Annotated in this window: 19 protein-coding genes; 10 read left to right on the top strand and 9 right to left on the bottom strand. The window is 53.7% G+C overall.

The genetic code is table 11. The annotated features are described in order from the left end of the window. Nucleotides 1-13: 13 nt before the first annotated feature. A complete protein-coding gene (locus R3I13_RS06570; RefSeq protein ID WP_346317131.1) occupies nt 14-625 on the bottom strand; it encodes a ribonuclease HII in 612 nt (203 codons plus the stop codon). 108 nt (nt 626-733) lie between these two features. Here R3I13_RS06570 and R3I13_RS06565 point away from each other — a divergent pair, with 108 nt between their 5' ends. From R3I13_RS06565 to typA, 3 genes are all read left to right on the top strand, one after another. Beyond that, nucleotides 734-1,774, top strand: coding sequence for a COX15/CtaA family protein (locus R3I13_RS06565; protein ID WP_346317130.1), 1,041 nt, complete (start codon nt 734-736; stop codon nt 1,772-1,774). 46 nt (nt 1,775-1,820) lie between these two features. After that, nucleotides 1,821-4,073 carry a patatin-like phospholipase family protein gene (locus R3I13_RS06560; protein ID WP_346317129.1) on the top strand — a complete coding sequence of 751 codons (2,253 nt, stop codon included), beginning with the start codon at nt 1,821-1,823 and terminating at the stop codon, nt 4,071-4,073. 184 nt (nt 4,074-4,257) lie between these two features. After that, nucleotides 4,258-6,072, top strand: a complete 1,815-nt coding sequence (gene typA / locus R3I13_RS06555) for a translational GTPase TypA (RefSeq protein WP_346317128.1) — start codon at nt 4,258-4,260, stop codon at nt 6,070-6,072. 68 nt (nt 6,073-6,140) lie between these two features. Here the strand turns inward: typA and R3I13_RS06550 are convergent, their stop codons facing one another. Further along, complete coding sequence (locus R3I13_RS06550) at nt 6,141-6,455, bottom strand: YbaB/EbfC family nucleoid-associated protein (RefSeq protein ID WP_346317127.1); 315 nt, start codon at nt 6,453-6,455, stop codon at nt 6,141-6,143. Nucleotides 6,456-6,521: 66 nt separating this feature from the next. Here R3I13_RS06550 and R3I13_RS06545 point away from each other — a divergent pair, with 66 nt between their 5' ends. The 3 genes from R3I13_RS06545 to R3I13_RS06535 are packed head-to-tail and all read left to right on the top strand — an operon-like array spanning nt 6,522 to nt 9,556. Further along, a complete protein-coding gene (locus R3I13_RS06545) occupies nt 6,522-7,760 on the top strand; it encodes a geranylgeranyl reductase family protein (protein ID WP_346317126.1) in 1,239 nt (412 codons plus the stop codon). Between the two features lie 6 nt (nt 7,761-7,766). Further along, entirely contained in the window at nt 7,767-8,858 is a 1,092-nt protein-coding gene (locus R3I13_RS06540; protein WP_346317125.1) for a DUF2891 domain-containing protein, read from the top strand. Nucleotides 8,859-8,872: 14 nt separating this feature from the next. Continuing rightward, complete coding sequence (locus R3I13_RS06535; protein ID WP_346317124.1) at nt 8,873-9,556, top strand: DUF2569 family protein; 684 nt, start codon at nt 8,873-8,875, stop codon at nt 9,554-9,556. 11 nt (nt 9,557-9,567) lie between these two features. Here the strand turns inward: R3I13_RS06535 and R3I13_RS06530 are convergent, their stop codons facing one another. The 5 genes from R3I13_RS06530 to R3I13_RS06510 all read right to left on the bottom strand — a co-directional run bounded on the left by R3I13_RS06530 (nt 9,568) and on the right by R3I13_RS06510 (nt 14,917). After that, nucleotides 9,568-9,891 carry a Dabb family protein gene (locus tag R3I13_RS06530; RefSeq protein WP_346317123.1) on the bottom strand — a complete coding sequence of 108 codons (324 nt, stop codon included), beginning with the start codon at nt 9,889-9,891 and terminating at the stop codon, nt 9,568-9,570. Nucleotides 9,892-9,896: 5 nt separating this feature from the next. Next, nucleotides 9,897-11,204, bottom strand: a complete 1,308-nt coding sequence (locus R3I13_RS06525; protein ID WP_346317122.1) for an amidohydrolase family protein — start codon at nt 11,202-11,204, stop codon at nt 9,897-9,899. A gap of 17 nt (nt 11,205-11,221) precedes the next feature. Continuing rightward, nucleotides 11,222-12,412 (bottom strand): FtsX-like permease family protein, encoded by a 1,191-nt coding sequence (locus tag R3I13_RS06520; RefSeq protein ID WP_346317121.1) that lies wholly within the window; start codon nt 12,410-12,412, stop codon nt 11,222-11,224. A gap of 1 nt (nt 12,413) precedes the next feature. Further along, nucleotides 12,414-13,064 carry an ATP-binding cassette domain-containing protein gene (locus R3I13_RS06515; RefSeq protein WP_346317120.1) on the bottom strand — a complete coding sequence of 217 codons (651 nt, stop codon included), beginning with the start codon at nt 13,062-13,064 and terminating at the stop codon, nt 12,414-12,416. A gap of 95 nt (nt 13,065-13,159) precedes the next feature. Then, nucleotides 13,160-14,917, bottom strand: coding sequence for a DUF4836 family protein (locus R3I13_RS06510; protein ID WP_346317119.1), 1,758 nt, complete (start codon nt 14,915-14,917; stop codon nt 13,160-13,162). A gap of 168 nt (nt 14,918-15,085) precedes the next feature. Here R3I13_RS06510 and R3I13_RS06505 point away from each other — a divergent pair, with 168 nt between their 5' ends. The 3 genes from R3I13_RS06505 to R3I13_RS06495 all read left to right on the top strand — a co-directional run bounded on the left by R3I13_RS06505 (nt 15,086) and on the right by R3I13_RS06495 (nt 20,739). After that, complete coding sequence (locus R3I13_RS06505) at nt 15,086-15,367, top strand: YciI family protein (RefSeq protein ID WP_346317118.1); 282 nt, start codon at nt 15,086-15,088, stop codon at nt 15,365-15,367. 402 nt (nt 15,368-15,769) lie between these two features. Continuing rightward, nucleotides 15,770-19,009 carry a TonB-dependent receptor gene (locus R3I13_RS06500; protein ID WP_346317117.1) on the top strand — a complete coding sequence of 1,080 codons (3,240 nt, stop codon included), beginning with the start codon at nt 15,770-15,772 and terminating at the stop codon, nt 19,007-19,009. Nucleotides 19,010-19,026: 17 nt separating this feature from the next. Continuing rightward, nucleotides 19,027-20,739 (top strand): RagB/SusD family nutrient uptake outer membrane protein, encoded by a 1,713-nt coding sequence (locus tag R3I13_RS06495; protein ID WP_346317116.1) that lies wholly within the window; start codon nt 19,027-19,029, stop codon nt 20,737-20,739. 166 nt (nt 20,740-20,905) lie between these two features. Here R3I13_RS06495 and msrB read toward each other — a convergent pair whose 3' ends face one another. Next, entirely contained in the window at nt 20,906-21,370 is a 465-nt protein-coding gene (gene msrB / locus R3I13_RS06490; protein ID WP_346317115.1) for a peptide-methionine (R)-S-oxide reductase MsrB, read from the bottom strand. A 258-nt stretch (nt 21,371-21,628) separates the two neighbouring features. On the opposite strand from msrB, the gene mutL reads away from it, so the two are divergent. After that, nucleotides 21,629-23,479 (top strand): DNA mismatch repair endonuclease MutL, encoded by a 1,851-nt coding sequence (gene mutL, locus R3I13_RS06485; protein WP_346317114.1) that lies wholly within the window; start codon nt 21,629-21,631, stop codon nt 23,477-23,479. Here mutL and R3I13_RS06480 read toward each other — a convergent pair whose 3' ends face one another. Then, nucleotides 23,480-24,961 carry a gluconokinase gene (locus R3I13_RS06480; protein WP_346317113.1) on the bottom strand — a complete coding sequence of 494 codons (1,482 nt, stop codon included), beginning with the start codon at nt 24,959-24,961 and terminating at the stop codon, nt 23,480-23,482. Between the last annotated feature and the right edge of the window lie 83 nt (nt 24,962-25,044).

Raw genomic sequence — 25,044 nt, 5'->3', positions numbered from 1 at the left:
GGTTCGTTCCTTTTTACCACTTTTCCTCCTCGTCCAGGCTAAGCTGGTCTGGCAATAAGCGGAACGTCCTGCGGTGAAAGGGCGTGTCGCCATGGGCCCGGATGGCATCCCTGTGATGCCTGGTCGGATAACCTTTGTTCTCCTTCCATCCGTATTGCGGGAACTGCTCGTGCAGACCCTGCATGTATTCGTCCCGGTAAGTTTTTGCCAGCACAGATGCTGCTGCTATGGATGCATATTTTCCGTCGCCCTGTATGATGCAGGTATGCGGGATATTGCCATAGGGATGAAAACGGTTCCCATCAATGAGTAACATTTGGGGTTGTAGCGATAATCGTGCCAAAGCTTCGTGCATGGCCTTGAATGAGGCTTTCAGGATATTGATCCTGTCAATTTCCTCGTTGCACACACTGGCCACCGCAAATGCTACCGCCTCCCGTTCTATCACCACCCGTAAAACATTCCTTTCATCTTCCGTCAGCTGTTTTGAATCATTCAAAAGAGGGTGACGGAAGGTTTTCGGCAAAATCACTGCTGCCGCATATACAGGTCCCGCGAGGCAGCCTCTCCCGGCTTCATCGCAACCCGCTTCCGTTAATACATCCTGGTAATATGGCAGCAACAAGTTAACTGATTTTGTTGGCGCTAAAATTACAAAAACCGGCGGAATGATTCCGGAATTGATAAAAATCATCCGTCCCGGGCGGGATTTACCCTTATTTTTGCAGGGTTTATGGAAATGCAGCAAAATAAAGGGAACCGGGCCATCGTCATCTGGCTTTTCACCGGGGTGGCCATGATCATTGTACAGGTGCTCCTGGGCGGCATCACCCGCCTCACGGGTTCCGGCCTGAGCATTACGGAATGGAAGCCCATCCTGGGCGCGCTCCCTCCCATGAATGAAGCAGCCTGGCAGGCCGCTTTCGAAAAATACCAGCAGATCGGCCAATCCAAATATATCAACAGCCACTTCACCCTGTCCGACTTCAAATGGATCTATTTCTGGGAATGGCTTCACCGCAACTGGGCCCGCCTGATCGGCGTCGTCTTTTTCGTACCTTTCGTCTGGTTCATTATCAAAAAGAAAATAGACCGCAGCATGATCAACCCTATGATCGTGCTTTTCCTGCTCGGCGCCCTCCAGGGGCTCATCGGCTGGATCATGGTGAAAAGCGGGCTGAACGAGGAAAACCTGTACGTTTCCCATATTCGTTTAGCCATTCACTTTATTGCCGCGCTGGGACTTTTATGGTACGTGCTCTGGTTCGCCCTGAAGCTGAGCGTGCCCGCATCCGCCATGGTACCGGCTCCCGGGCTGCGCAGGCTTTCCGGCTGGATCCTTGGCCTGCTGGTGCTCCAACTGATCTACGGCGCTTTCATGGCGGGACTTCATGCCGCACTCGCCGCCACCACCTGGCCTTCCATCAACGGCGCTTTTGCACCGCCGGGCATGTTTACACAGGGCGGTTTCCTGGAAGACATTACCCACAACCAGCTCACCATCCAGTTCATCCACCGCGGCCTCGCCTACCTGCTCACGCTGCTGATCGCCGTATGGTACCTGCGCTCGGCCAGGCTCCCGCAGCTGGCGGTCGTGCGCGCCCTTGCCCTGCTGGTAGTGCTGTTGCAGGTCTTTTTAGGCGTGCTCACCGTAATGAACAGCGAGGTGAAAATTCCGCTGGGTTTCGCGCTGGCACACCAGTTCACCGGCATGGCGCTGCTCATGGTAATGATCTGGGGCCGCTTCGTTACCCCACGCCCAAGTCACATTTAATTTATTTTTAATTTTACATTGCGGATATTTGCCTTAATTTAAGGTGGTGAAAAGATTTTGGTTACGATTTTTCTATTCCTTCCCTATTCAGCTGCTGTTGCTGCATTTCCGCAAGTACCAGGTTCTGCTGATCTTCTGGGCCATATTGTTCAGCACCATCAACGGCGGCTTTGCCAAAACGTTTGGCGGTGATGCGCTGTTCCTTGCGCCGGAATACCTGGGAAGGGTGAATTTCTACAGCACAACGGTGACCGGCGTGGCTACCGCCATCTTTACCATGAGCTGGAACATCACCACTTTCATCCTTCACAGCGGCCGGTTCAAATTCCTGGCTACCACCTCGCAACCCTTTTCGCGCTACTGCCTGAACAATTCCATCATTCCCGGCGCATTCCTCATCATGTTGCTGTGGCGCGGCTGGCAATACCAGCGCTGGCAGGAGCTGAATTCCATTCCCCAGATCTTTTTGCTGGCAGAAGGTTTTATTTGCGGTTATCTCGCCGTAATCTTTTTTTCTTTCTTTTATTTTTTCAACGCAGATAAAAATATCGGGCGGCGGCTGATGAAAAAATTCGGCAACCCGCGAAATTTTCTCCGCACTGTGCTCAAGCCAAACCAGGAAAGAGACGAGAACGCATTGCCGGTGTACAGCTACTTCTCAAGTCCCTGGCGCATCCGCCGTGCGAGGAACGTGGATCACTACAACAAACATTACCTGGATAATATCTTCCGCCAGCACCACTTTGCGGCGATGATCACCATCGGGCTGGCGCTGGTGTTCCTCGTGATCATGGCCTACCTGATGGACTACAACGCGTTCCGCATCCCGGCTGGCGCCAGCGTGCTGATATTTTTTGCGTTCCTGATCGGCGTGGCCGGCGCTTACGCCTACCTGCTGGAAAGCTGGGCCATTCCCGTGCTGGTGTTCCTGGTGGTGGGGCTGAACTGGATGGTGAAGAACCAATGGATAGACAACCGCAACAAGGCTTACGGCCTCAATTACCTCGATAAAAAAGACCGCCCGGCATACAGCCTGCAAAGCCTCCAGGATTTTTTCACCCGGGCCCGCAGTGATGCAGACCGGGAAAATACCCTGGCCATACTGGAGAACTGGAAAGCGAAATTCCCGCCCGGCTCCAAGCCGCCGATCATCATCATCAACACCAGCGGCGGCGGCAGCCGCTCCGCAGCCTGGACCATGAACGTATTGCAGCGGTACGACAGCCTGCTGAAAGGCAAACTGCTGAAACATACTTTCCTGATGACCGGCGCATCCGGCGGCATGCTGGGCGCCGCTTATTTCCGCGAGCTGTACCTCCGCCAGCAGGAAGGGAAAATGCCGGGGCCGGCGAAACTGTACGACAGCCTGTATTGCGAAAAGGTATCGCGCGACCTGCTGAATTCCGTGTTCAGTTCCTTCGCCGTGAATGATTTCATTACCCCTTTCCGGCATTTTAAGATCGGGAAGAATGCGTATGCCAAAGACCGCGGCTACGCTTTTGAAATGCAGCTGAACCTCAATACGGATAACGTTTTGAACAAAACCCTCGGCGACTACAAACAACCCGAGTACGAAGCGAGGATTCCTATGCTGATCTGGTGCGCCACCATCAATTCAGACGGGCGAAGGCTGTTTATGAGCCCGCAGCCGGTGAGCTATCTCTGCGCGGCGGACTACCGCTACCCTACCCGCGCCGTGCGTGATATAGACGGGGTAGACTTCAGCCAGTTCTTCGCCAACCAGCACGCCAACGAATTGCGTGTGACCAGCGCCATCCGCATGAGCGCCACGTTCCCATACGTATTGCCCAATGTGTTCCTTCCCAGCAACCCCATTGTAGACGTAATGGACGCGGGCATCCGTGATAATTTCGGACAGGAAACCAGCATCCGTTTCCTTTATACTTTCCGCGAATGGATCAATGAAAACACCGGCGGGGTGATATTCATGCAGATCAGGGATACGCGCAAAAACGACGTATCGCCCATCAAACAGCAAAAAGACCTGGGCGACCTGATCTTCGAGCCGCTGTTTACCATGCAGGCGCACTGGATGAGCATGCAGGATTTCCACCAGGATCATCTCGTCAATTATATCGAAGCCTATTTTCCCAATAAATTCAAGCGGCTGATCTTTCAATACGTGCCGCAGCAGGTGGAAAAAGCCGCCGCGCTCAGCTGGCACCTCACCCCGCGGGAGAAGCTGGACATTGCCCGCGCGCTGGATAATCCCGGCAACCAGCAGGCCTTCGGGCAGCTGAATGAAGCGCTGATGGGTGCGCTTTCGCAGCAGCAATAGATTTAAGACATTGATTTTGAACCGATAAGGTATGCTTCGTCAGTCTTCTGACATTTCACAGTTATTTAAGGTATCCCTACACTTAATTCCCCTTAATATTCGTACCTTTGCGCCTTCATTTGGAGCTGCCCGGAAAAATAATCGCCCGGAAGGTCTTCAAAATGCGGCTAAATCACACATTGTCATGCAAATTAGAAACATCGCCATCATCGCGCACGTAGACCACGGTAAAACTACCCTGGTGGATAAAATCCTCCACTCTACCAACGTTTTCCGGGCCAACCAGGAAACCGGGGAGCTGATCATGGACAACAACGACCTTGAAAAGGAACGCGGTATCACCATACTCAGCAAGAACGTGTCTGTAGACTATAAAGGAGTAAAGATCAACGTGATAGACACTCCGGGCCACGCCGACTTTGGCGGCGAGGTAGAGCGCGTATTAAAAATGGCCGATGGCGTGATCTTGCTGGTGGACGCCTTTGAAGGCCCCATGCCGCAGACCCGCTTCGTGCTGCAGAAAGCGCTTCAGCTGAACCTGAAGCCCATCGTGGTGATCAACAAGGTAGACAAGCCTAACTGCCGCCCCGATGAAGTGCATGACGCCGTATTTGAACTCTTCTTTAACCTGGACGCAACCGAAGAACAGCTGAACTTCCCGACCTATTACGGTTCCGGCAAGAACGGCTGGTTCAACGATTCGCTGGAGCCCCGCGAAGACATCCTTCCTTTGCTGGACGGCATTCTCACCCACGTTCCCGAACCGAAAGTGAACGAAGGCACGCTCCAGATGCAGATCACTTCCCTCGATTACTCTACCTTCCTCGGCCGTATTGCCGTAGGTAAAGTAACCCGCGGCAAGATCACCGAAAACCAGCCCATTTCACTGGTGCAGGTAGATGGTACCATTAAAAAGTCCCGCGTACGCGAACTCTATATTTTTGAAGCACTCGGTAAAAAACGCGTGCAGGAAGTTGTTCATGGCGACATTTGCGCCGTGGTAGGCCTCGAAGATTTCGGCATCGGCGATACCATTGCTGATTTCGAAAACCCCGAAGCACTACCGGTGATCAGCGTAGACGAGCCGACAATGAACATGATGTTCAGCATCAACAACTCTCCTTTCTTCGGTAAAGACGGTAAGTTCGTTACCAGCCGCCACCTGCGCGACCGCCTGGTGAAAGAAACAGAAAAGAACCTCGCGCTCCGCGTGGTAGACACTGATTCCGCGGACAGCTTCATGGTATACGGCCGTGGTATCCTTCACCTGGGCGTACTGGTTGAAACCATGCGCCGCGAAGGTTACGAGCTGACCGTAGGCCAGCCTACCGTGATCGTAAAACAGATCGACGGTAAAAAATGCGAGCCGTATGAAACCCTGGTGGTAGACGTTCCGCAGGAATTCGCTTCCAAAGTGATCGACCTCGTTACCCGCCGCAAAGGTGAAATGCTGGTAATGGAAACCAAAGGTGAAATGCAGCACCTGGAATTTGAAATTCCTTCCCGCGGCCTCATCGGCCTGCGTACGCAGATGCTGACCAACACTGCGGGCGAAGCTGTAATGGCTCACCGCTTCAACGATTACAAACCCTGGAAAGGCCCCATCCCCGGACGCAGCAATGGCGTACTGGTAGCCAAGGAAGGCGGTACCACCACCGGTTATTCACTGGATAAACTGCAAGACAGGGGTTCCTTCTTTGTAGACCCGGGAGAAGAAGTGTACAGGGGCATGATCATCGGGGAAAACAACAAACCCGGCGACCTCGTGGTGAACCCGAACGAAGGAAAAAAACTGACCAACATGCGCGCCAGCGGCAGCGATGCAGCTACGAACATTGCGCCTAAAATACTGATGACGCTCGAAGAATGCATGGAGTACATCCAGCAGGACGAGTGCATCGAAGTGACGCCCAACCACATCCGTATGCGTAAAACCATCCTGGACGAAGAAGAAAGGAAGAAGTTTCAAAAGATGCTGAAGGCTGAAGAGGTTGGCTGAGTTTATTTAGGTTAAGACAAAAGGATAATGAAACCGTCCCGGCTGAGCCAGGACGGTTTTTTTATGTCTTACATCCCCGGAAGGCCCATGCCGCCCAGCATGCCGCCGGCTACATTTTTCATTTCCGCTTCCCAGGCATTCTCCGCATTTTTCAGCCCGCGGTTCAATGCCGTGATCAGCAGGTCTTCCAGCTCTTCTTTCCTTTCCGCATGCAATAAAGCCGGGTCAATTTCAAGGCTTTGCACCTCGCGGGCGCCCGTTACCAGCACCTTTACGGCGCCATTGCCCGCTTCGCCCTCAACAGTGATATGTTTGAGGCGCTCTTTGCTGTCGTTCATTTTCTGCTGCGCTTCCTGCAGCTTTCCGAACAAGTCTCCGAACATATTTCCAGGTTTTCCGCAAAGATATATATTTCCTCCGCGGCACCAGATTACGTATCTTGGCACCCTATGATCACCACTTCAGTTTGTATAATAGGAGCAGGACCCGGAGGCGCTACCACGGCGCTCCAGCTGGACAGGCTGGGCATTCCCTGCGTGGTTGTGGACAAGGCCGTTTTCCCCCGCGATAAAGTATGCGGCGACGGCCTCAGCGGCAAAGTGATTACCGGGCTTGAAAAGATCGACAAAGGGATCGCGGAGCGGCTGAGAGCATTTGCAGCAAAGGAAAACAGCTGGGGCGTCACCTTCGTTTCCCCCGGCCGCCAGGGCATGGACGTGCCTTACAAACCTAATTACAACAAGCAGGCGGATGCGCCGCTCGGCTTCGTTTGCAAGCGCATCCACTTCGATAATTTCATGGTGGAAGAATTGAAGCGCAGCCCGAACGTGCGGCTTTTCGAAGGCGTTACCATCGATAAATATTCGCTGGAAGAAGACGGCTATACCGTTCGCAACAATGCCGGCGACTTCGTGGTGAAAGCAAAGCTGCTCATCATCGCCAACGGCGCGCATTCCTCTTTCACAAAAGATGTTGCGGGCATCCGTATGGAGCCGAAGTATTACGCAGCGGGCATCAGGGCTTATTACAAAGGTGTGAAGGGTATGCATGAAGACAGTTTTATCGAGCTGCATTTCCTGAAAAACCTGCTGCCCGGCTACCTCTGGATCTTCCCCCTGCCTGACGGCGAAGCCAACGTAGGCATGGATATGCTCAGCGACGCCGTGCGCGACCGCAAGGTAAACCTGAAACAATTGCTCACCGAAACGCTGAAGCAGGATCCCGTTTTCGCAGAGCGCTTCCGCGATGCGGAAATGACCAGCAGCCTGGATGGTTACGGACTGCCGCTCGGTTCCAAAAAACGCCGCCTTTCCGGCAACCGTTATATGCTGGTGGGAGATGCGGCCTATATCATCGATCCATTCACCGGCGAAGGTATCGGCAACGCCATTTACAGCGGGGCTATTGCCGCGAAACAAGCAGCAGCTTGCCTGGAAGCGGATAACTTCAGCGAAGCCGCGATGATGGCTTACGACGAAAGCGTGTACCGCGTGCTGGGACCGGAACTGAATCTCAGCTATAAATTGCAGCAGCTGGTGAAATACCCGCGGCTGTTCAACTGGCTCATGAAAATGGGCATGCGCAACAAACAGCTCCGCGACGTGATCTCCAGCATGTTCTACGAAGTGGACCTCAGGAAAAAACTGACCAAACCGTCTTTTTACGTTAAACTTTTACTGAACCGGTAATTACTTATGAAAGGAATATCCCTGCTGCTATGCTTATGCTCCTTCCTCACCGGCGTTGCGCAAATGCCGCTGTACGAGGAAAAGAACGGACAGCTCCGCCTTACCACCGAAGGCGCTGCCCATTTATCCGCATTGCCGCTGAAATGCATGCAGCACGAGTTCCCTTACAAAACCGGCATCGTCTATACCGACTCATCTTCCCTCGGAGCGCCGAAAACCTATCATCCTGCTTTTTACGGTTGCTACGACTGGCATAGCAGCGTGCATGGCCACTGGATGCTGGTGCGCCTGCTGAAGATGTACCCGCAGCTGCCCAATGCAGCGCTGATCAGGCAGAAGCTCGGGGAAAACCTTTCGCAGGAAAATATCCGCAAAGAAATACAGCTCTTCCGCAATAAAGAAAACAAAGGCTTTGAACGCATCTATGGCTGGAGCTGGCTGTTGCAGCTGCAACAGGAGCTGGTGACCTGGAACGATCCGCTGGCCGCGCAACTGCGGCAAAACATTGCGCCGCTGGCATTCTATTTCAGCAACGCTTACCGTGATTTCCTTAAAAAGATCGCCTACCCGATAAGAGTGGGGGAACATACCAATCTCGCCTTCGGCCTGCGCCTGGCCTGGGATTACGCCGTTACGGCGAGAGACACAGCCTTGCAATCTTCCATCAGAAGCACTGCCATGCGGTTCTATGTGAACGATAAGAACTGTCCTGCCAGCTGGGAGCCCGGCGGTTATGATTTCCTTTCTCCCTGCCTTGAAGAGGCGGACCTGATGTGGCGCATCCTGCCTGCTGATGCGTATGCAAAATGGATAAGGGAATTCCTGCCCGGCCTTTTTGACAGCAGCACTCCCCTTTTCACCGTCGCGACGGTGAACGACCGCACCGATGGAAAGCTCGTGCATCTCGACGGGTTAAATCTCAGCCGTGCCTGGTGCCTTTACGGCATTGCGAAGCACTGCGGGCAGCAGCAGGAAACCGTGCGCGCGCTGGCCACGCTTCATCTTAAAGCTGCGCTGCCACACGTTGCCAGCGGCGATTATGCGGGAGAGCACTGGCTGGCGACCTTCGCTGTTTATGCGCTCACCGTAGAATTCTGATAAAATATTTACCTATGACCGTCCTGAATTCCATGCTTGTGCTCGCCGCCGGACTCAATCTTTCTTCCGCGCTCATTGCGCTTACTTCCCTGGCGGCATTTATCGTAATTGCGTTTTATGTATACCGGCTTTCGCTGACTTTGGAATATCCCACGTCCGTTCCCTGGAACATCAGCGGGGGCCTGATATTCATTGCGCTGGTACTGATCGTGCGGCAGCTTACGGCCATCTGGAGCCTGGCGAGCATGGAGGTATGGGGTGAAGATTTCTGGCAGAACCTCTCCGAGAGGTTTGATGGCGGGCAGGGCCTGCTGCTGAAACTGATCATTGCGCTGGAAATCATTACCAACACATTCCTCATCGTGGGTTCGGCCTTCCTGTTGCTGCTGTTCTTTAAAACCCGCGATATTTTCCCGCGCACGTTCACGATCATCGTTATTTTACAGGAAGTGTTCGTGCTGCTGGACACCATTGGCGTGAGCCTGTTGTTTGAGCAATTTGTTACCGAAGATATCCCGATGGTATTGCTGAAAAGCGTGGGCCGCTGGGTAGTGATCGCGCTTATGATCGGGTACGTGATGCGCTCAGAAAGGTCTACGCATACTTTTGTGTACCCGCATAGCAGTCTGATGAATGAAGAAGACCCGGATTTTTTGGCTGACCTTGAAGAAGAAGAAAATAAAAAAGGGGCTCACTAAGCCCCTTCCCTTTATAGATCTATTGTTTCAGAATCGAAGACCACTACTTTATCCCAGAACATTTCACAGTTTTTGATAAACTCCAGGTGCACGGGATGATCCTGGTAAACATCATGGCCGGCAATATCGTTGAAAACGGTGAGCAGGCAGTAGCTATAGCTCTTGTCTATCACAGGACGGTCTGTAGCGGCGGGTTTGCCAACATTAAACACGATCAGGCTTTCTATTTTGCCGAGTGAGCTAACACCTTCCTCGAATTTCCTGGTATCTGCGGCGGACAGGTCCGGTTTCAGATAGAAATTAACAACGTGCACGAATTTTTTTGTGTGAGGCATAACCGCTAGTTTTTTACGGATGCCAAGTTAGCGGTTCCCTGCTTAAAAATCAAGCCGTCTTTCATCACGAAGCTCACTTTGCCCATCGCCTGTATATCTTTCAGCGGATCGCCGTCTACAGCGGTGAAGTCCGCAATTTTCCCTGCTTCCACGCTTCCCATCTGGCTTTCCATGCCCAGCAGCTCCGCAGCCTTGATGGTGGCCGATTTGATGGCATCCATCGCTGGCATGCCTGCTTCTACCATGTACACGAATTCAAGCCAGTTGCGCCCGTGCATGTATACACCGGCATCGGTGCCGAAAGCGATCTTGACGCCTTTTTTCCAGGCTTTCGCAAAAGTGACCTGTATCTGCGGGCCGATGGCTTCTGCTTTCGGCTTCACGATGTCCGGGTAATAGCCGGGTATTTTTGCGGAATCCGCTACGGAGCGGCCCGCCGTTATGGTGGGCACATACCAGGTACCGTGTTTGATAGCGAGCGCCATGGCCTCATCGTCCATCAGCGTGCCGTGCTCGATGGAGTTCACTCCCGCACGGATGGCGCGTTTGATACCTTCTGTGCCATGTGCGTGCGCGGCTACTTTGAAATTATAATCTTTCGCCGTGCTGACGATCGCAGCCAGCTCTTCGTCTGTAAACTGCGGGCTGCTGCCGTCTTTCGCCACGCTCAGCACGCCGCCGGTAGCTGTTATTTTGATGAGATCGGAACCGTTTTTATATGCCTGCCGCACTGCTTTCCGGCATTCGTCCGGCCCGTTGGCCACGCCGGCCTCAGGCCCGGGGTCTCCCATGAGCGCGCGGCTGTAGCCGTTGGTAGGGTCTGCATGACCGCCGGTGGTGGCAATGGACTTACCGGCCGTAAACACACGCGGACCCACGATCAGTCCTTTGTTGATAGCATTGCGCAGCGCAATGTTCACGCCGGAGCCGCCAAGGTCGCGCACGGTGGTGAATCCGGTCATGAGTGTACGTTCTGCATAACGCACGCTTTGGTATGCAAGATCTGCCGGGTTCTGCGTGAATTTTTCTATGTATGCGTTCTTATTGGTTTCGCCTTCCAGGTGCACGTGCATGTCCATCCAGCCGGGCATCACGGTCTGGTTCTTAAGGTCTATCACCTTATCGCCGGGGGCGGGAGTGGCATAGCCCTGTTGCACGGCGGATATCTTTTTGCCTTCGATGATCACGGTCATCTGCTGCCGCGGCTTGTCGCTCACGCCGTCTATCAGCGTGCCGCAATGCAGGATGGTGCGCTGCGCGGATACGGTCAGCGCGCCGCAGAGGGAAAACAGGAGGAGCAGGGTCTTTTTCATATGTGTATAATGGTTGATCAGGTATGTTCCGCGATATGCTTGCGCACGGCCAGCCAGTTCACGGTATAAACAAGCGCCAATATCGCCACGGTAGCCACCAGCGCCATGATCCCCGGCCATTGGGACACGAACATGTTGCGTGCCGCCAGCTGTCCGGACGCCCACCATTGCAGGCCGGTCACAGCCGCAAAAGCAATAATGCCGGTAACGATGTACATGGGAATGAACTGCTTCAGCAGGTACCGCTGCAACTGCCCGGGAGACGCGCCCAGCGTGATCAGCAGCCGTATCTCGTTGCGGTATGATTCTATCACCAGCTGGATGAACATGCTGAACACCAGCAGCGCAAACATCAGCAATACCAGTCCAAAGAAGCCCACGGCAGATACGATGATCTGCACAATGCCCCTGATCTTGCTGTATTTGGTCTTCTCTTCGTCGGTGATGTATTTGTGTTCTTCCAGGTAAGTGGTGAGCACGGTGCTGCTGGGGTCTTTGGTTTTGATGATCACGCGGGAAGGCGCTTTGGCGGAGCCCGTGCCATAAATGTTATTGGCCCAGTCCATGAAGGTTTGCGGCACCAGCACAGTGGAAATGCGGTCGCTGAAACCCACGATGCGGCCCATGAAGCGGCCGGTGCGCATGCCCTGGCTGATCACGATACCGGGGCTCAGCGTTTTGATCGTTTCTTCGGAGAACTGCGGCATGTTATTACCCAGCGCAAACCCGAAGTTGAACATATTGGTGAAATCACGGGGAACAATGATGGGGACAATCTGTTCGCCTTCCTGCCATTTCCAATCCGTGGTTTGCACGTCAATAAAATTATCCGGTACGGATTCGAAGAACGCGAGAGTGGAAAAGCCCAGCTGGTCTGCCTCCAGCCGCACGTTGTATTGCGCGGCGGTGATCACGCTGAAGTCTTCCACGAAAGGCTGCGCGGCGATGTCTTTCAGCTCTTCCGGCCTGAAAACCGTCAGCTCCGGCCGGCCCATCATGTCGTTGGTGATCTTTTTATTCACTACAAGATAATCCGCCCTTTCGTTCTGGTTCCTCCGGCCATACAGCAGTTCGTTGAAATTGGTATGCACCTGCAATGCCACGAGTATCAGCAGCATGGCTATCCCCAGCCCGATGGACGCCATCCAGAAGCGGCCCCGGCCAACGCCGGTATGAATGATCTTCTTTAAAATCTGGTTGAACTGCATGTTATAAAAGATAGCTTACGGTGTAGTCAAATCGTTGGTCATGGTCGAGGTCCGTCAGGATGAAACCGGCTTTGCGCGCGGTGCATTCTTCGGCAATGAGCTTCGCAGCTTTGTCTGCATTGGCATCGTCCAGGTGACTGAAAGGCTCGTCCATCATCAGCCATTCAAAAGGCTGCATCAGCGCCCTGATGATGGCAATGCGCTGGCGTTCGCCGTAAGACAGGGTGGCGCCGCTCTGCTTCAAAACGTGTGTAACGCCCAGGCGCTCTGCAAATTCCAGCGCTTTTTCCTGCGGGTAATATGGCTGCGGATGCATCACGCGTTTCAATTCAATGTTCTCCAAAGCCGTCAGCTGGTCAAACAGGCGGAGGTCCTGGAACACGACGCTTACCTGCTGCTGGCGGATGGCGCTCAGCTGGTCGCGGTCATAGCTCTGCCAGGGCTTGCCATTCACGCTCACAGTGCCCGTATAGTCGTACCGGATATGATAGAGGTAATGCACCAGCGTGGTTTTCCCCGTGCCCGAAGGGGCTTTGATCTTGATGAATTGTCCCGGCTGGAAAGTAACGTCGCGGTTCCAGATGTCGGACTGCCGCTGCAATATCCTTTCGCGCAGCGGAACCGGCACAACCGCAGAAAGCTGGATCTGCATATGTTCCTGTTGTAGAAGTTTAAATATAGGCAAAAAAAAGAAGCTGCCCGTTGCAGGCAGCTTCTTCTTCCGTTAAGCGGATAAAAAATTTTATGTTATTGCACGGGAGCCACGGCAGCAGCAGTGTCTACCACGGCGGCAGCGCTGTCGGTAACCATATCGCCGCCCCATTTCGCTTCGTCTTCGGCTTTTTTCGCTTCGTAATAAGCCCACATCTTTTTGGTGAAGTTCACCAGCTGCACCAGCGTGTTCTGGCTTTCATTCTTGAAGTTCAGCTCCAGTACGGATTTCTGGTTCTTGCCGTTGAAGGGCTCGGAAGAAACGGTGAAGTTCTTGAGCAGGCCTTTCAGGTCGTTGGAAATACTGTCAGGCAGCTCTTTCATTTCCTTTTCAGGAATATTGTTCACGATCTTTTCGATATCGAGGTACATGCCGAGCACGCTGCCTTTGGCGGCGTTCACTGCTACTTCTTCCAGCTTGGCTTTGGATTTGCCGGCTTCGTAAGCGGTCAGCAGCGCCTCGTCTGAAGCAGCCAGGATGCGTTTGTCGTTGATGGAAATGGCCACTTCGCCCATCGGCTGCTGGGGCACATACTGGTCGCCCTGTTTGGAGAACATCGGCGCGATCATCTTGCTGCTCATTACTTTCTCGAACGCGGCTTTGTCGCCCACTTTCATATTGAACACGAACTTAACATCGGGTTTCTCGGTGGTCACGGTAGAATCCCAGGCAGAAGGCTGGCTCTTAACGGTAAAGTCTGAACCGATAATAGCGATCTCGCCTTTGAATGCTTTCAGCACATCGTCCAGCGTGAGCTGCGCTTCAGCGAGGCCCATGTTCACCAGGCCGTCCATGCCTACGAGTTTCAGGATCTCTCCTACCATGCGCAGGTCGAAGTTCATCACGGCAAAACCGAGGATATTGTCGGAAGGATAATTTTCGATCATCTCCATGTTCACTTTCTCCATGGGATATTTCTTCATGATGTCAGTCATTTCCTTACCAGCGTAGGAAGTGCTGTTCACCTTGATCTTCCCGCTTTCGAAGTGCGCAGCGGCGGTGGTAAACGCGCCTTCTGTCAGTTTCTTGATATTGCCGGTCATAAGCGCGGCCATGCCGGAGGGTGTGCCAGGGTTGAAAGCGTAGATCTGCTCGCTGCTCATCCAGAAGAACACGTCGCCTTTTTCTTTCTGTACGTCTTTGAAAGATTCAACAGTGGCGATGGACTCGTCTTTTTTCAGATGGAACAGTTTGTTGAGCGTTTCAACATTATTAACAGCTTTAGGCGCTGCAGCCGCGGGTGCGGCAGTGCTGTCACCGAAAGCACCCATTTCGTCGTATGCGGATTGGCGGTCCAGGTCACTGGGATCGAATGCGAAAACGCCGATGATGGTTTCTTTGTCGAAACCAACGATAGCCCCTTCATCTTCCACGTATTTGAAGTCAGTACCGGCTTTTACTTCTTTCTTGGATTTTTCTTTCACGAAAGCTTCGAATTTGGCAACGTCTTTCAGTTTGGCGGAGGCCATAAAATAGCCCTTGTTGCCGGCTTCGCCGGGAACCATGGCGACAAAAACGTCGCCTTTCAGGTCGATGCCTGAGTTCTCTGCGTCTCTCAAAGCCTTGCCCAATGAGCTGGAAGTATCTTTGGTCTGCACGGCGTCGAACAGTTTATCAACTGTTACTCCTTCCTTGACCAGTTTGTCCTGTACCTGTGCAGAATTGATGCCCAGCACGAGCGCAGCGGTTTTGGGAATATGCTTGCCCTGCTCCGGGGTTTTGGAACAGGCGGATAACAATAACACCGCTGCCCCGGAAAAAACGAGCAGCGTTCTGGAGATCATTCTTTTCATAAAGAGAAAGATGTTAAATGGATTTGAAAATTACCGGTAAAAATACAAGCTTTTTTGCTAATACGTTTAAATTTATTGATATACGGCCTAAAACCGGCTACTTTCAACAATTTGTCTACCTTTGCATATATCTGAATTTTAACCATTTACTGAAGAACCGTTTAAGTTATGTACCTGATCCTCCTCCAGTACATCCGCCCTGTTGCGGCTATAGAGCATTATATGGCGGCGCACAATGCCTTCCTGGAAAAACAATACCGGGAAGGAAAATTCATCATCTCCGGCCGCAGGAAACCCCGCACGGGCGCCATCATTCTCTGCAAGGCCGGCAGCCGCCGCGAAGTGGAGGCCATTCTCGCCGAAGATCCTTTGGATAAATTCCAGCTGGCGGTGTACGATATCATCGAATTTGAGCCGAACACCTTCGAGATGGCCGACATCAGCTCCTGATCATCCTGTAATTCCTTTCCCTGCCTAACCGCACCGGCTATGCCCGGCCTGCACTGCCAACGGTCATCCAAAAAAAGCCCGCCTTTTTAAAATAAAGTTGTAAATTCAAAAGAGCACAGAAGAGAAAGAAAACCTGTAATTGTTTCATTGACCTTTTAAAAAACCTAACACCCGTTATGCACAGTACCATTCACACGTTAACGCACTAGCGATCCTTTTTGTTTTTTGAACGCCATATCTGAATCGAGTCTCATTCTTCATCATCAAAATTACTTCCATTATGACTAAGAAGTACGATCACCTCGCGCCGTAAAACGGCTGCCAACGACCTGAACGCCAAAGCTAAATCGATTTTGTTGACCGGGATTCAACCGATTTTCCATCCTGTAAACTAAAACATCTATGTCATTCCACGTAAACTGCGGAGCCCGCAGGCTGCTGGCCGTATGGCTATTGCTCTTGCCATGCCTGGCCTCATGGGCGCAATCCGGTAAGATCACGGGCAAGGTAACCGGTAAACTGGACAAATCGCCGCTGCCCGGCGTTACCATTGTCATCAAAGGTACCAAAACCGGTACCGTTACAGACCCACAGGGCGTCTATTCCATTACCGCCAAAAGCGGCGACGTGCTGCAATTCTCCTTCGTAGGCTTCGGACAGAAAGAAGTAACCGTTGGAAGCGCAGCCACCATCGATGTAGAGCTGGACGAAAATGCAGGCCAGCTGAATGAAGTGGTGGTGACCGGTTACGGCAGCCAGTCCAAAAAGGATATCACCGGCGCCGTGGCCACCGTGAACGTGAAACAGCTCCTTTCCGCGCCCGCCGCCAACGTGGGCCAGGCCCTGCAGGGCCGCATCGCCGGCGTTACCATCGGCAACGAAAATGCGCCCGGCGGCAATGTGATGGTGCGCATCCGCGGCTTCGGCACCATCAACGACAACTCGCCGCTGTATATCATAGACGGGGTGCCCACCAAAGGGAACCTCAATATGCTTAACCTGAACGATATCGAAAGCATGCAGGTGTTGAAAGACGCTTCCGCATCCTCCATTTACGGTTCCCGTGCAGGCAACGGCGTAGTGATCATCACCACCCGCAGGGGAAAGCCCGGCAAGCCCAAGCTCACCTACGACATGTATTACGGCACCCAGCGCGCCGCCAAATTCCTGGACCTGCTCAACACCCGCGAGTATGCGGACCTGCTCTGGGAATCGCGCATCAACGCCGGTAACGTAGACGCTGCCACGGGCTATCCCAAGCATGCGCAGTTCGGCAGCGGCGCAAGTCCCGTGATCCCGGATTACATCTTCCCGGATGGCGCTTCCGCCAGCGATCCCCGCGTGAACCCCGACAACTACAGCACCGATATAGACGCGCCCGAATTCAGGAAAACCAAATGGCTGATCACCAAAGCCAACAAAGAAGGTACAGACTGGATGGACGAGATCTTTGACCCGGCCCCCATCCAAAGCCACCAGGTGGGCGTTTCCGGCGGCAACGACGGCGGGCGTTATGCCATGAGCCTGAACTATTTCAACCAGCAGGGCATCATGATCCATACGTACTTCAAACGTTATTCCATCCGCGCCAATACAGAATTCAATGTGAACAAGCGCATCCGCGCCGGGGAAAACCTGCAGGTAGCATATGGCGAAAGAGTGGGCCAGCCCGCGGGAAACCAGAACGAGGGCAACCCCGTTTCTTTCGCATACCGCCTCCAGCCCATCATTCCCGTGTACGACATCATGGGCAACTTTGCCGGCACCAAAGGCGGCGACCTTGACAATGCGCGTAATCCAGTGGCTTTGCTCTACCGCAATAAAGACAACGTGGGCAAAGACCTCCGCATTTTCGGCAACGCTTTCCTGGAAGCGGACATCCTGCCCAACCTCACTGCCCGCACGAGCTTCGGCGTGGATTACACCACTTTCAATATCCGCACCTTCAACATCCGCGATATTGAATCCTCCGAATCAGCCTCCAACAGCAACCTGAGCACGAACAACAACTACGAGGCCACCTGGACCTGGTACAACACGCTCACTTACAAATTCAGGCTGGGTGCTTTCCACCGGTTCAACGTGATCGTAGGTACAGAGTCCATCAGCAGCTACTTCGAGCAATTCGCCGCGGGCCGCGCCAATTTCTTTTTGGACGACCTCGAAAACCGCTACCTGGATGCGGGTAACGCCGGTACTTCCACCAACAGCGGCAATGCGTCTAACTGGCGCCTGGCTTCCGAATTCGGGAAGGTCAACTATGCCTTCGGCGAAAAATACCTCGTGGACCTTACCCTTCGCCGCGACCGTTCCAGCCGTTTTGCGCAGGATTTCCGCGTGGCGTATTTCCCCGCTGCCAGTATCGGCTGGCGCGTAACGGAAGAAGAGTTCATGAAAAGCGGCCGCATCCTGAACGACCTCAAGATACGCGCGGCTTACGGGCAAACCGGGAACCAGGAGATCGGTAACTATAACCCCTATACGTTTTTCGGGACCAATCCCACCACGTCGTTCTACGACCTGAACGGCGCGCGCACTACGTCTTTGCAGGGTTATGAGATCACCCAGTTCGGCAACACCAACGCCAAGTGGGAAACCACTTCCAGCTTCGACCTCGGCTTCGATGCGAGCCTGCTGGAAGGTAGGCTGGGCGTGAACTTCGACTGGTATACCCGCAAGACCACCGACATGCTGTTTCCCGTAGAGCTGCAATTCACGCAGGGCATTGCCACCAACCCTTTCCGCAACATCGGCACGATGGTGAACAAAGGGATTGAACTCGGCATCAATTACGTGGGCGACGCAGCTGCGGGCGAGTTCCGCTACGATATCGGCGTCAATTTTTCCACTTACCGCAACAATGTAGAAGTGACGGACGGCAACCCGAACACCCGTTACTTCGGCTTCACCACCCGCCTTCCATCCATGACTGTTACCCAGGCCGGCTACCCCATCTCTTCCTTCTTCGGCTACCAGATAGACGGTATTTTCCAGACAGACGAAGAGGCCGCCAAACATGCCACGCAATTCGGCGGCGGCGCAAACAACAAAGCCGGCCAGTTCATTTTCCACGACCGCGACGGCAATGGAGTGATCAATGCGGAAGACCGTATGATCATCGGCAGCCCGCACCCCGATTTCACTTATGGGGCCAACATCCAGCTCGGTTACAAGAACTGGGGGCTGACGCTTTTTGCAGCCGGTGTACAGGGCAGCCAGATATTCAATTACGTGCGTTACTGGACAGACTTCCCGACGTTCGGCGGCAACCGCAGCCGCGAAATGAAGGATAATTCCTGGAGGCCCGGCAAAACCGACGCCAAGCTGCCGCAGCTGCGTTCCAACGACGTGATCAGCTCCAACCCGTCTACTTATTATCTCGAAGACGGTTCCTACTTCAGGATGAAGAACATCCAGCTGTCTTACAAGCTGCCGGCCAACCTGCTGCGCAAAGTGGGCGTGGAAATGTTCCAGGTGTACCTGCAGGCGCAGAATATGTTCACCATCACCAAATACACCGGCCTCGATCCCGAGATCAACCTGCGCGGATATGGCGCGAACAACGACCGGCATATGGGTGTGGATGAAGGCGCTTACCCGGCGGCTAAAACATTCCTGATCGGCGCAAACCTGAGCTTCTAATTTTAAAACTGATCGTTATGCAATTACGTAAAATATTTACCGCTCTCGTTTTGATCCTGGTGGCGGTTTCGTGCAGCAACAAATTCCTGGACGTAAAGCCCAAGGCCGTGCTGCTGCCCGACCAGATGAACAATAAAAAAGGCGTGAACGCATTGCTCATCGCCGCTTATTCCCTGCTGGACGGCGTGGGCGCCGGCGGCACATCCTGGCATGGCTCCGCGGACAACTGGATTTACGGCGCCGTGGCCTCAGACGATGCCTACAAAGGTTCAACATCAGGCGACCAGCCGGAAATTTCTTTCATAGAAACCCGCAAGATATTGCCTGACAATAACCACTTCCGCGGCAAATGGCGCGCAGTGTATGATGGCGTGGCCCGCTCCAACGATGTGCTCATCGCCCTGGGCAAAGCCAAAGACATCGACGAAGCGGAAAAGCAGCAGATCATTGCGCAGGCCCGGTTCCTCCGCGCGCATTATCATTTTGAAGCAAAAAAAATGTGGAAGAATGTGCCGTATGTGGACGAAGCCACTTATAACCCGGAAGATCCCAACAGCACAAAGGTTCCCAATAAAGAAGACATCTGGCCCAAGATAGAAGCAGACCTGCAGTTTGCATGGGCCACCCTTCCGCACCGGCAAACCCAGCCAGGGCGCGCCACAAGGTGGGCCGCAGCGGCCTTGCTTGCCAAGGCGTACCTGTTCCAGCAAAAATTCCCACAAGCCAAACCCCTGCTGGATTCCATCTACATCCGCGGCGGCTTTTCGCTCATGGCGCGTTATTCCGAGAATTTCCGCGCAGCCACCAACAACAATGCAGAATCCATTTTTGAAGTGGAACACTCCGTGAACGATGGCGCCGGCGGCGGTGAAAACGGCAACCAGGGCGTAACGCTCAACTATCCTTACGGCGGGCCCACCACCTGCTGCGGCTTCTTCCAGCCTTCGCAGAACATGGTGAACGCATTCAAAACAGACGCCAGCGGCCTTCCCATGCTCGATACCTTCAACGATGCCGACGTTACCAACGACCAGGGCCTCGAATCCACCCAACCCTTCACCCCCTACGCCGGCCAGCTGGATCCGCGCCTGGACTGGACGGTAGGCCGCCGCGGCATACCCTATCTTGACCATGGCGACCATCCCGGCAAGGCCTACATCAGGGACCAGTCTTACGCCGGGCCTTATTCGCCCAAAAAACACCTCTTTTCCAAATCAGAGATCGGCAACTCCACCTGGACGGGCAACCCGCGCCAGAATGCGAACAATTACCGCATGATCCGCTTCTCCCACGCCATCCTGTGGCTGGCCGAATGCGAGGTGGAGATGGGCAACCTGGAAAGAGCCAGAACGCTGGTGAACCAGATCCGCGCGCGATCACAGAACCCCGCCGGTTTCGTGAAACGGGCAGACGGCTCCAATGCCGCCAACTACGTGATAGGCCTGTACAACACACCCTGGACGGACCCCGTGTATGCCCGCAAGGCCGTGCGCTTCGAGGAAAGGCTGGAATTCGGCATGGAAGGGCACCGCTTTTTTGACCTGGTGCGCTGGGGCATTGCAGACCAGGTGCTGAATGCCTATTATGCGAAGGAGAAACTGAAACGCACGTATTTCAACGACGTGAAGTTTGAGAAAGGAAAACATGAGTACTACCCGATACCCGCGCAGGAAATACTGAACAGCAGCCTGAACGGATCGCCCACGATGGAGCAGAATCCCAATTATTAATACTCATCATCGAAAAAAGAAAAGAGCCCCGGCCATATGCCGGGGCTCTTTTTTATTCCCAGGAAAAACCTCATGAATAATTTATGCATCCGCTGCCATTGGTGAAAAACCCAGCGACCGGCACAAGCCTGTTTGCGCCGCAACATACAGCAGGTTTGTGGAAAACTTATTCCTTTTCCTTGTACTTCTTTTCGGCGTCCTTCGCTTTGTCGAAATCGAGGATCACCGAGTTGATGCAGTAACGGAGGCCTGTTGGCGGAGGCCCGTCGTCGAAAACATGCCCGAGGTGGGCTTTGCAGCGGCCGCATTGTACTTCGGTACGCTGCATGCCGTGCGAATTGTCCGGCGTATAGATCACGCTGGTTTTGCTGATGGGCTGGTAAAAACTCGGCCAGCCGCAGCCGCTTTCAAATTTGGTGTCTGACACGAACAGCGGATTACCGCATGCTGCGCAAAAGTAAGTGCCTTTGTCTTTTGTGTTCCAGTATTTTCCCGTAAACGCCCATTCGGTGCCTTTTTCGCGGGCAATTTCATAGACATCCTTAGGTAATAGGTTTTTCCACTCTGCGTCTGTTAGGTTTACTTTACTACTATCCGTGCGGGAGTACACCGGATTCTTTTTTTCATCCATTGTATTGGTTTTTTTCCCGTTTTGAGAGTATGTGCATTGGCTGATCAATAAACTCAGCCCTAAAAATAGAAGATTCCACAATTTCATACCAGTAATTTGATTACGCGTTAACTACGCCTTAACGCCATTGTTAATACCAGGGATGCTTATCTTTACCTCAACCTTCATAAAGGTACGAATCCCGCCTCCGAATGGTTTGCCGGGGTATTGTATTTAACAATATTTTTTATTCCTACCTTTACGCCAAAAGGCAGGCAAGTGGCGGATATCATCAATTTATTACCGGACAATTTAGCGAACCAGATAGCAGCAGGGGAAGTGATCCAGCGGCCGGCCTCGGCGGTAAAGGAATTACTTGAGAATGCAGTGGATGCGGGCGCTACCGAGATACAACTTTTCATTAAAGACGCCGGCAAAGAACTGGTACAAGTGATAGACAATGGCAGCGGCATGAGCGATACGGATGCGCGTATGTGTTTCGAACGCCATGCTACTTCCAAGATCCGTTCTATAGACGATCTTTTCCACATCCGGACCATGGGTTTCCGGGGCGAAGCGCTGGCTTCAATCGCCGCCGTAAGCCAGGTGGAGCTGAAAACCCGGCGCGCGGGCGATGAGCTGGGAACTTTTATTGAAATAGACAACAGCGTCATCAAACGGCAGGAACCATGCCAGACCGCTACCGGAACCAGCATAGCCATGAAGAACCTGTTCTTCAACGTACCGGCGCGCCGCAACTTCCTGAAGAGCAATGCGGCGGAAATGCGTCATATTGTAGATGAATTTATACGCGTAGCCCTCGCCTTCCCGCAACTCCAGTTCTCGCTCAACAGCAACGGCCAGCAAATGTTCCACCTCGAAAAAGGATCGCTCAAACAAAGAATAGTAAGCATCCTCGGCCAGAACTATAATTCAAAACTGGTGACCGTTAAGGAAACCACCGATTATATGAATATCCACGGGTTTGTGGGCAAGCCGGAGACCGCGAAAAAAACCCGCGGCGACCAGTTCTTTTTCGTGAATAACCGCTTCATCAAAAGCAGCTACCTGAACCATGCGGTGATGAACGCTTTCACCGAAATGATCCCCGGCGACAGTTACCCGCTCTACGTACTGTTCATCGATCTCGACCCCGCGCATGTGGACATCAACGTGCACCCCACCAAGCAGGAGATCAAGTTCGACGATGAGCGCATACTCTACGCCTTCGTGCAATCCGCCATCAAACATGCCCTGGCACAGTTCAGCGTTACGCCCGCGCTGGATTTCGACCTGGATCCCGGCATCCAGCAGCTGGACGCGCTTACCCAGCCTTTCACCGAACAAAAGAAAGTGCAGTCTGCCAACACCTCCATCTACAAAACCTTCACGCACGCCAACCAGGCGCATGTGATCGATAAGACCAGCAGCAGCAACCTCCAGCACTGGAAAGAACTCTACGGCGAACCCGCCCGGCCGGACAATGACAACGTGCCGCAGGAACAGCCTGCCAGCACAGCTTCCGTGATAGACGAACGCTGGCAGGAAGCCGCCACCGACCACAAAGTGCCTGTGCAGGTTCACCAGCAGTACATCCTTTCGCAGATAAAATCGGGTTTTATTCTCATAGACCAGCGGGCGGCCCACGAACGCATCCTGTACGAGCGCTACCAGAAAGCGCTTGCGGAGAAACCTATGGCTACCCAGCAAAGCCTCTTCCCGCAAACGCTGGAACTGATCCCCGCGGATGCGCTGGTGGTCACCGAAATGCTGCCCGATCTCCAGGCGCTTGGCTACGACCTTGAACCTTTCGGACAGCATACTTTCGTGGTGCGCGGCACCCCGGCAGATATACAGACGGGCAACGAACAGGCGAGCATCGAAGGGCTGCTGGAGCAGTTCAAACATTTCAGTAACGAGCTGAAACATAACCGCCGCGAACGCCTCGTGCGATCCATGGCGCGCAACAACGCCATCCCTCCCGGCAAAGTGCTGGGCACGCGGGAAATGCAGAACATCATCGACGAGCTGTTTGCATGCAGCACGCCGAATGTTTCGCCGGGTGGGCGTTTCACGTTCATTTCCTTTAAGCTGAACGACCTCGAAAAAATGTTTGAAAGAGGGATGTAGTTATCCCCTGAGCATGTCCATCACGTCTTTCAACTGATGGTACAATAACGAATAGGCTTTGTAATTTCTCCGGTACACATCCAGGTGCGTGGCATCGGGCTCAAATACGCGCGCGGCAGCCGCGGGACTGAAATCCCAGGCGTTGATCTTTTCCAGCGCGTGCCAGCCCAGCAACGCGGCGCCCAGTGCGGAAGCGTCCTCATCCTGGTGCAGCAGCATCGGTTTCTGGAATATATCGGCCAGTAATTGTATCCACAAAGGCGAAGCGGTAAATCCCCCGCTGACGGTCACTTCCTGCACGCCGCCCACTACGCTTTCCAGCGCTTCGCCCACGCTGTAGAGCCCGAAGCAGATCCCTTCTATCAATGCCCGCTGGAAATGCGGCGAACCATGCTGCTGGCGGATACCAATGTATGCTCCGGCCGCGCGGCTGTCCCACACGGGCGCGCGTTCGCCCAGCAGGTAAGGCATGCACAGCAGGCCATCGGAGCCGGGAGGCGCCGTGAAAGCGGTTTTCAGGAAATCGTTGTAGTCAGACCAGGGCAGGAAAGCTTTGGAAAACCATTGCAGCGCCCCGCCGCCATTGTTCACAGCGCCGCCGCAAACGTAATGTTCCGGCGTGAGCAGGTAAGAGAACAGCCTGCTTTGATCGTCCTTCGCAGGTTGGCTGGTCATCATACGCATCGCGCCGCTGGTGCCGATGGTGAGCGCGGCATGGCCGGGCTGAACGGCGCCGCTGCCCAGCTGGGCCAGGCAGCCGTCGCTGCTGCCGGTCAGTATCAGCGTATCCGCCGGAACGCCGAGCGCCTGTGCCATCGCGGGATCCATGCCGATCAGCAGGCGCGTGGTCTCCACGGGAATAGGCAGGCGCTCGTCTGTAATGCCCGCCAGCTCAAGGGCAGGCGCATACCAGTCCAGGTTGCGGATATCAAACAATCCCGAGCCGGAAGCCAGGGAATAATCTGTTACGAATTCATGAAAGCAGCGGTAGAGGAAAAGTTCTTTGATACCGGCAAAACAGGCCGCCTGCCCGAATATTTCCGGCTGGTGGTCGCGCATCCATTGCAGCTTGCAAAGCGGGCTCATGGGGTGGATGGGCGTGCCGGTGGCCTGGTAGATCTCCTGCCCTTTGGGCGTGTCTTTCAACGCGGCGGCATATGCTTCGCTCCGGTTGTCTGCCCAGGTCATAAGCGGCGTAAGCGGCTCCCCGTCTGCATCTACGGCCATCAGGCTGTGCATGGCGCTGCTGAGCGCGATGGCCGCCGGCGGCGCTCCCATCTCTTCAACGGTCTGGCGGATGGTGCTGATCACCGCGGAAATGATCTGCTCAGGGTCCTGCTCACTGAAACCCGGCTGCGGCCGCAGGGTTGGGTATGATTGTCTTTTTGATACGGGAATATGCCCGGAAGGCGTTACTGCAACCGTTTTGGCGCTGCCCGTTCCGATATCGACTCCCAGGATATATGGTGTGCTCGTTGTCATAGAATAGAAACCGAAAGTAAAAAACACCTTCCATTTTCCACATTTAATTTATAGATTTAAATACTTAGGTCGAATCTTTTTAA

The sequence above is a fragment of the Chitinophaga sp. YIM B06452 genome (genome assembly GCF_039655965.1).
GTDB lineage: Bacteria > Bacteroidota > Bacteroidia > Chitinophagales > Chitinophagaceae > Chitinophaga.
This window is presented reverse-complemented; position numbering and strand designations above follow the sequence as displayed.

Bases quoted from the DNA above. Each gene is read 5' to 3' on its own strand.
- typA (WP_346317128.1), top strand. From the start codon at position 4,258: ATGCAAATTAGAAACATCGCCATCATCGCGCACGTAGACCACGGTAAA.
- R3I13_RS06510 (WP_346317119.1), bottom strand. From the start codon at position 14,917: ATGAAAAGAATGATCTCCAGAACGCTGCTCGTTTTTTCCGGGGCAGCG.
- R3I13_RS06520 (WP_346317121.1), bottom strand. From the start codon at position 12,412: ATGCAGTTCAACCAGATTTTAAAGAAGATCATTCATACCGGCGTTGGC.
- msrB (WP_346317115.1), bottom strand. From the start codon at position 21,370: ATGGATGAAAAAAAGAATCCGGTGTACTCCCGCACGGATAGTAGTAAA.
- R3I13_RS06530 (WP_346317123.1), bottom strand. From the start codon at position 9,891: ATGCCTCACACAAAAAAATTCGTGCACGTTGTTAATTTCTATCTGAAA.
- R3I13_RS06535 (WP_346317124.1), top strand. From the start codon at position 8,873: ATGACCGTCCTGAATTCCATGCTTGTGCTCGCCGCCGGACTCAATCTT.
- R3I13_RS06505 (WP_346317118.1), top strand. From the start codon at position 15,086: ATGTACCTGATCCTCCTCCAGTACATCCGCCCTGTTGCGGCTATAGAG.
- R3I13_RS06525 (WP_346317122.1), bottom strand. From the start codon at position 11,204: ATGAAAAAGACCCTGCTCCTCCTGTTTTCCCTCTGCGGCGCGCTGACC.
- R3I13_RS06480 (WP_346317113.1), bottom strand. From the start codon at position 24,961: ATGACAACGAGCACACCATATATCCTGGGAGTCGATATCGGAACGGGC.
- R3I13_RS06500 (WP_346317117.1), top strand. From the start codon at position 15,770: ATGTCATTCCACGTAAACTGCGGAGCCCGCAGGCTGCTGGCCGTATGG.
- R3I13_RS06540 (WP_346317125.1), top strand. From the start codon at position 7,767: ATGAAAGGAATATCCCTGCTGCTATGCTTATGCTCCTTCCTCACCGGC.
- R3I13_RS06545 (WP_346317126.1), top strand. From the start codon at position 6,522: ATGATCACCACTTCAGTTTGTATAATAGGAGCAGGACCCGGAGGCGCT.
- R3I13_RS06550 (WP_346317127.1), bottom strand. From the start codon at position 6,455: ATGTTCGGAGACTTGTTCGGAAAGCTGCAGGAAGCGCAGCAGAAAATG.
- R3I13_RS06565 (WP_346317130.1), top strand. From the start codon at position 734: ATGGAAATGCAGCAAAATAAAGGGAACCGGGCCATCGTCATCTGGCTT.
- R3I13_RS06515 (WP_346317120.1), bottom strand. From the start codon at position 13,064: ATGCAGATCCAGCTTTCTGCGGTTGTGCCGGTTCCGCTGCGCGAAAGG.
- R3I13_RS06495 (WP_346317116.1), top strand. From the start codon at position 19,027: ATGCAATTACGTAAAATATTTACCGCTCTCGTTTTGATCCTGGTGGCG.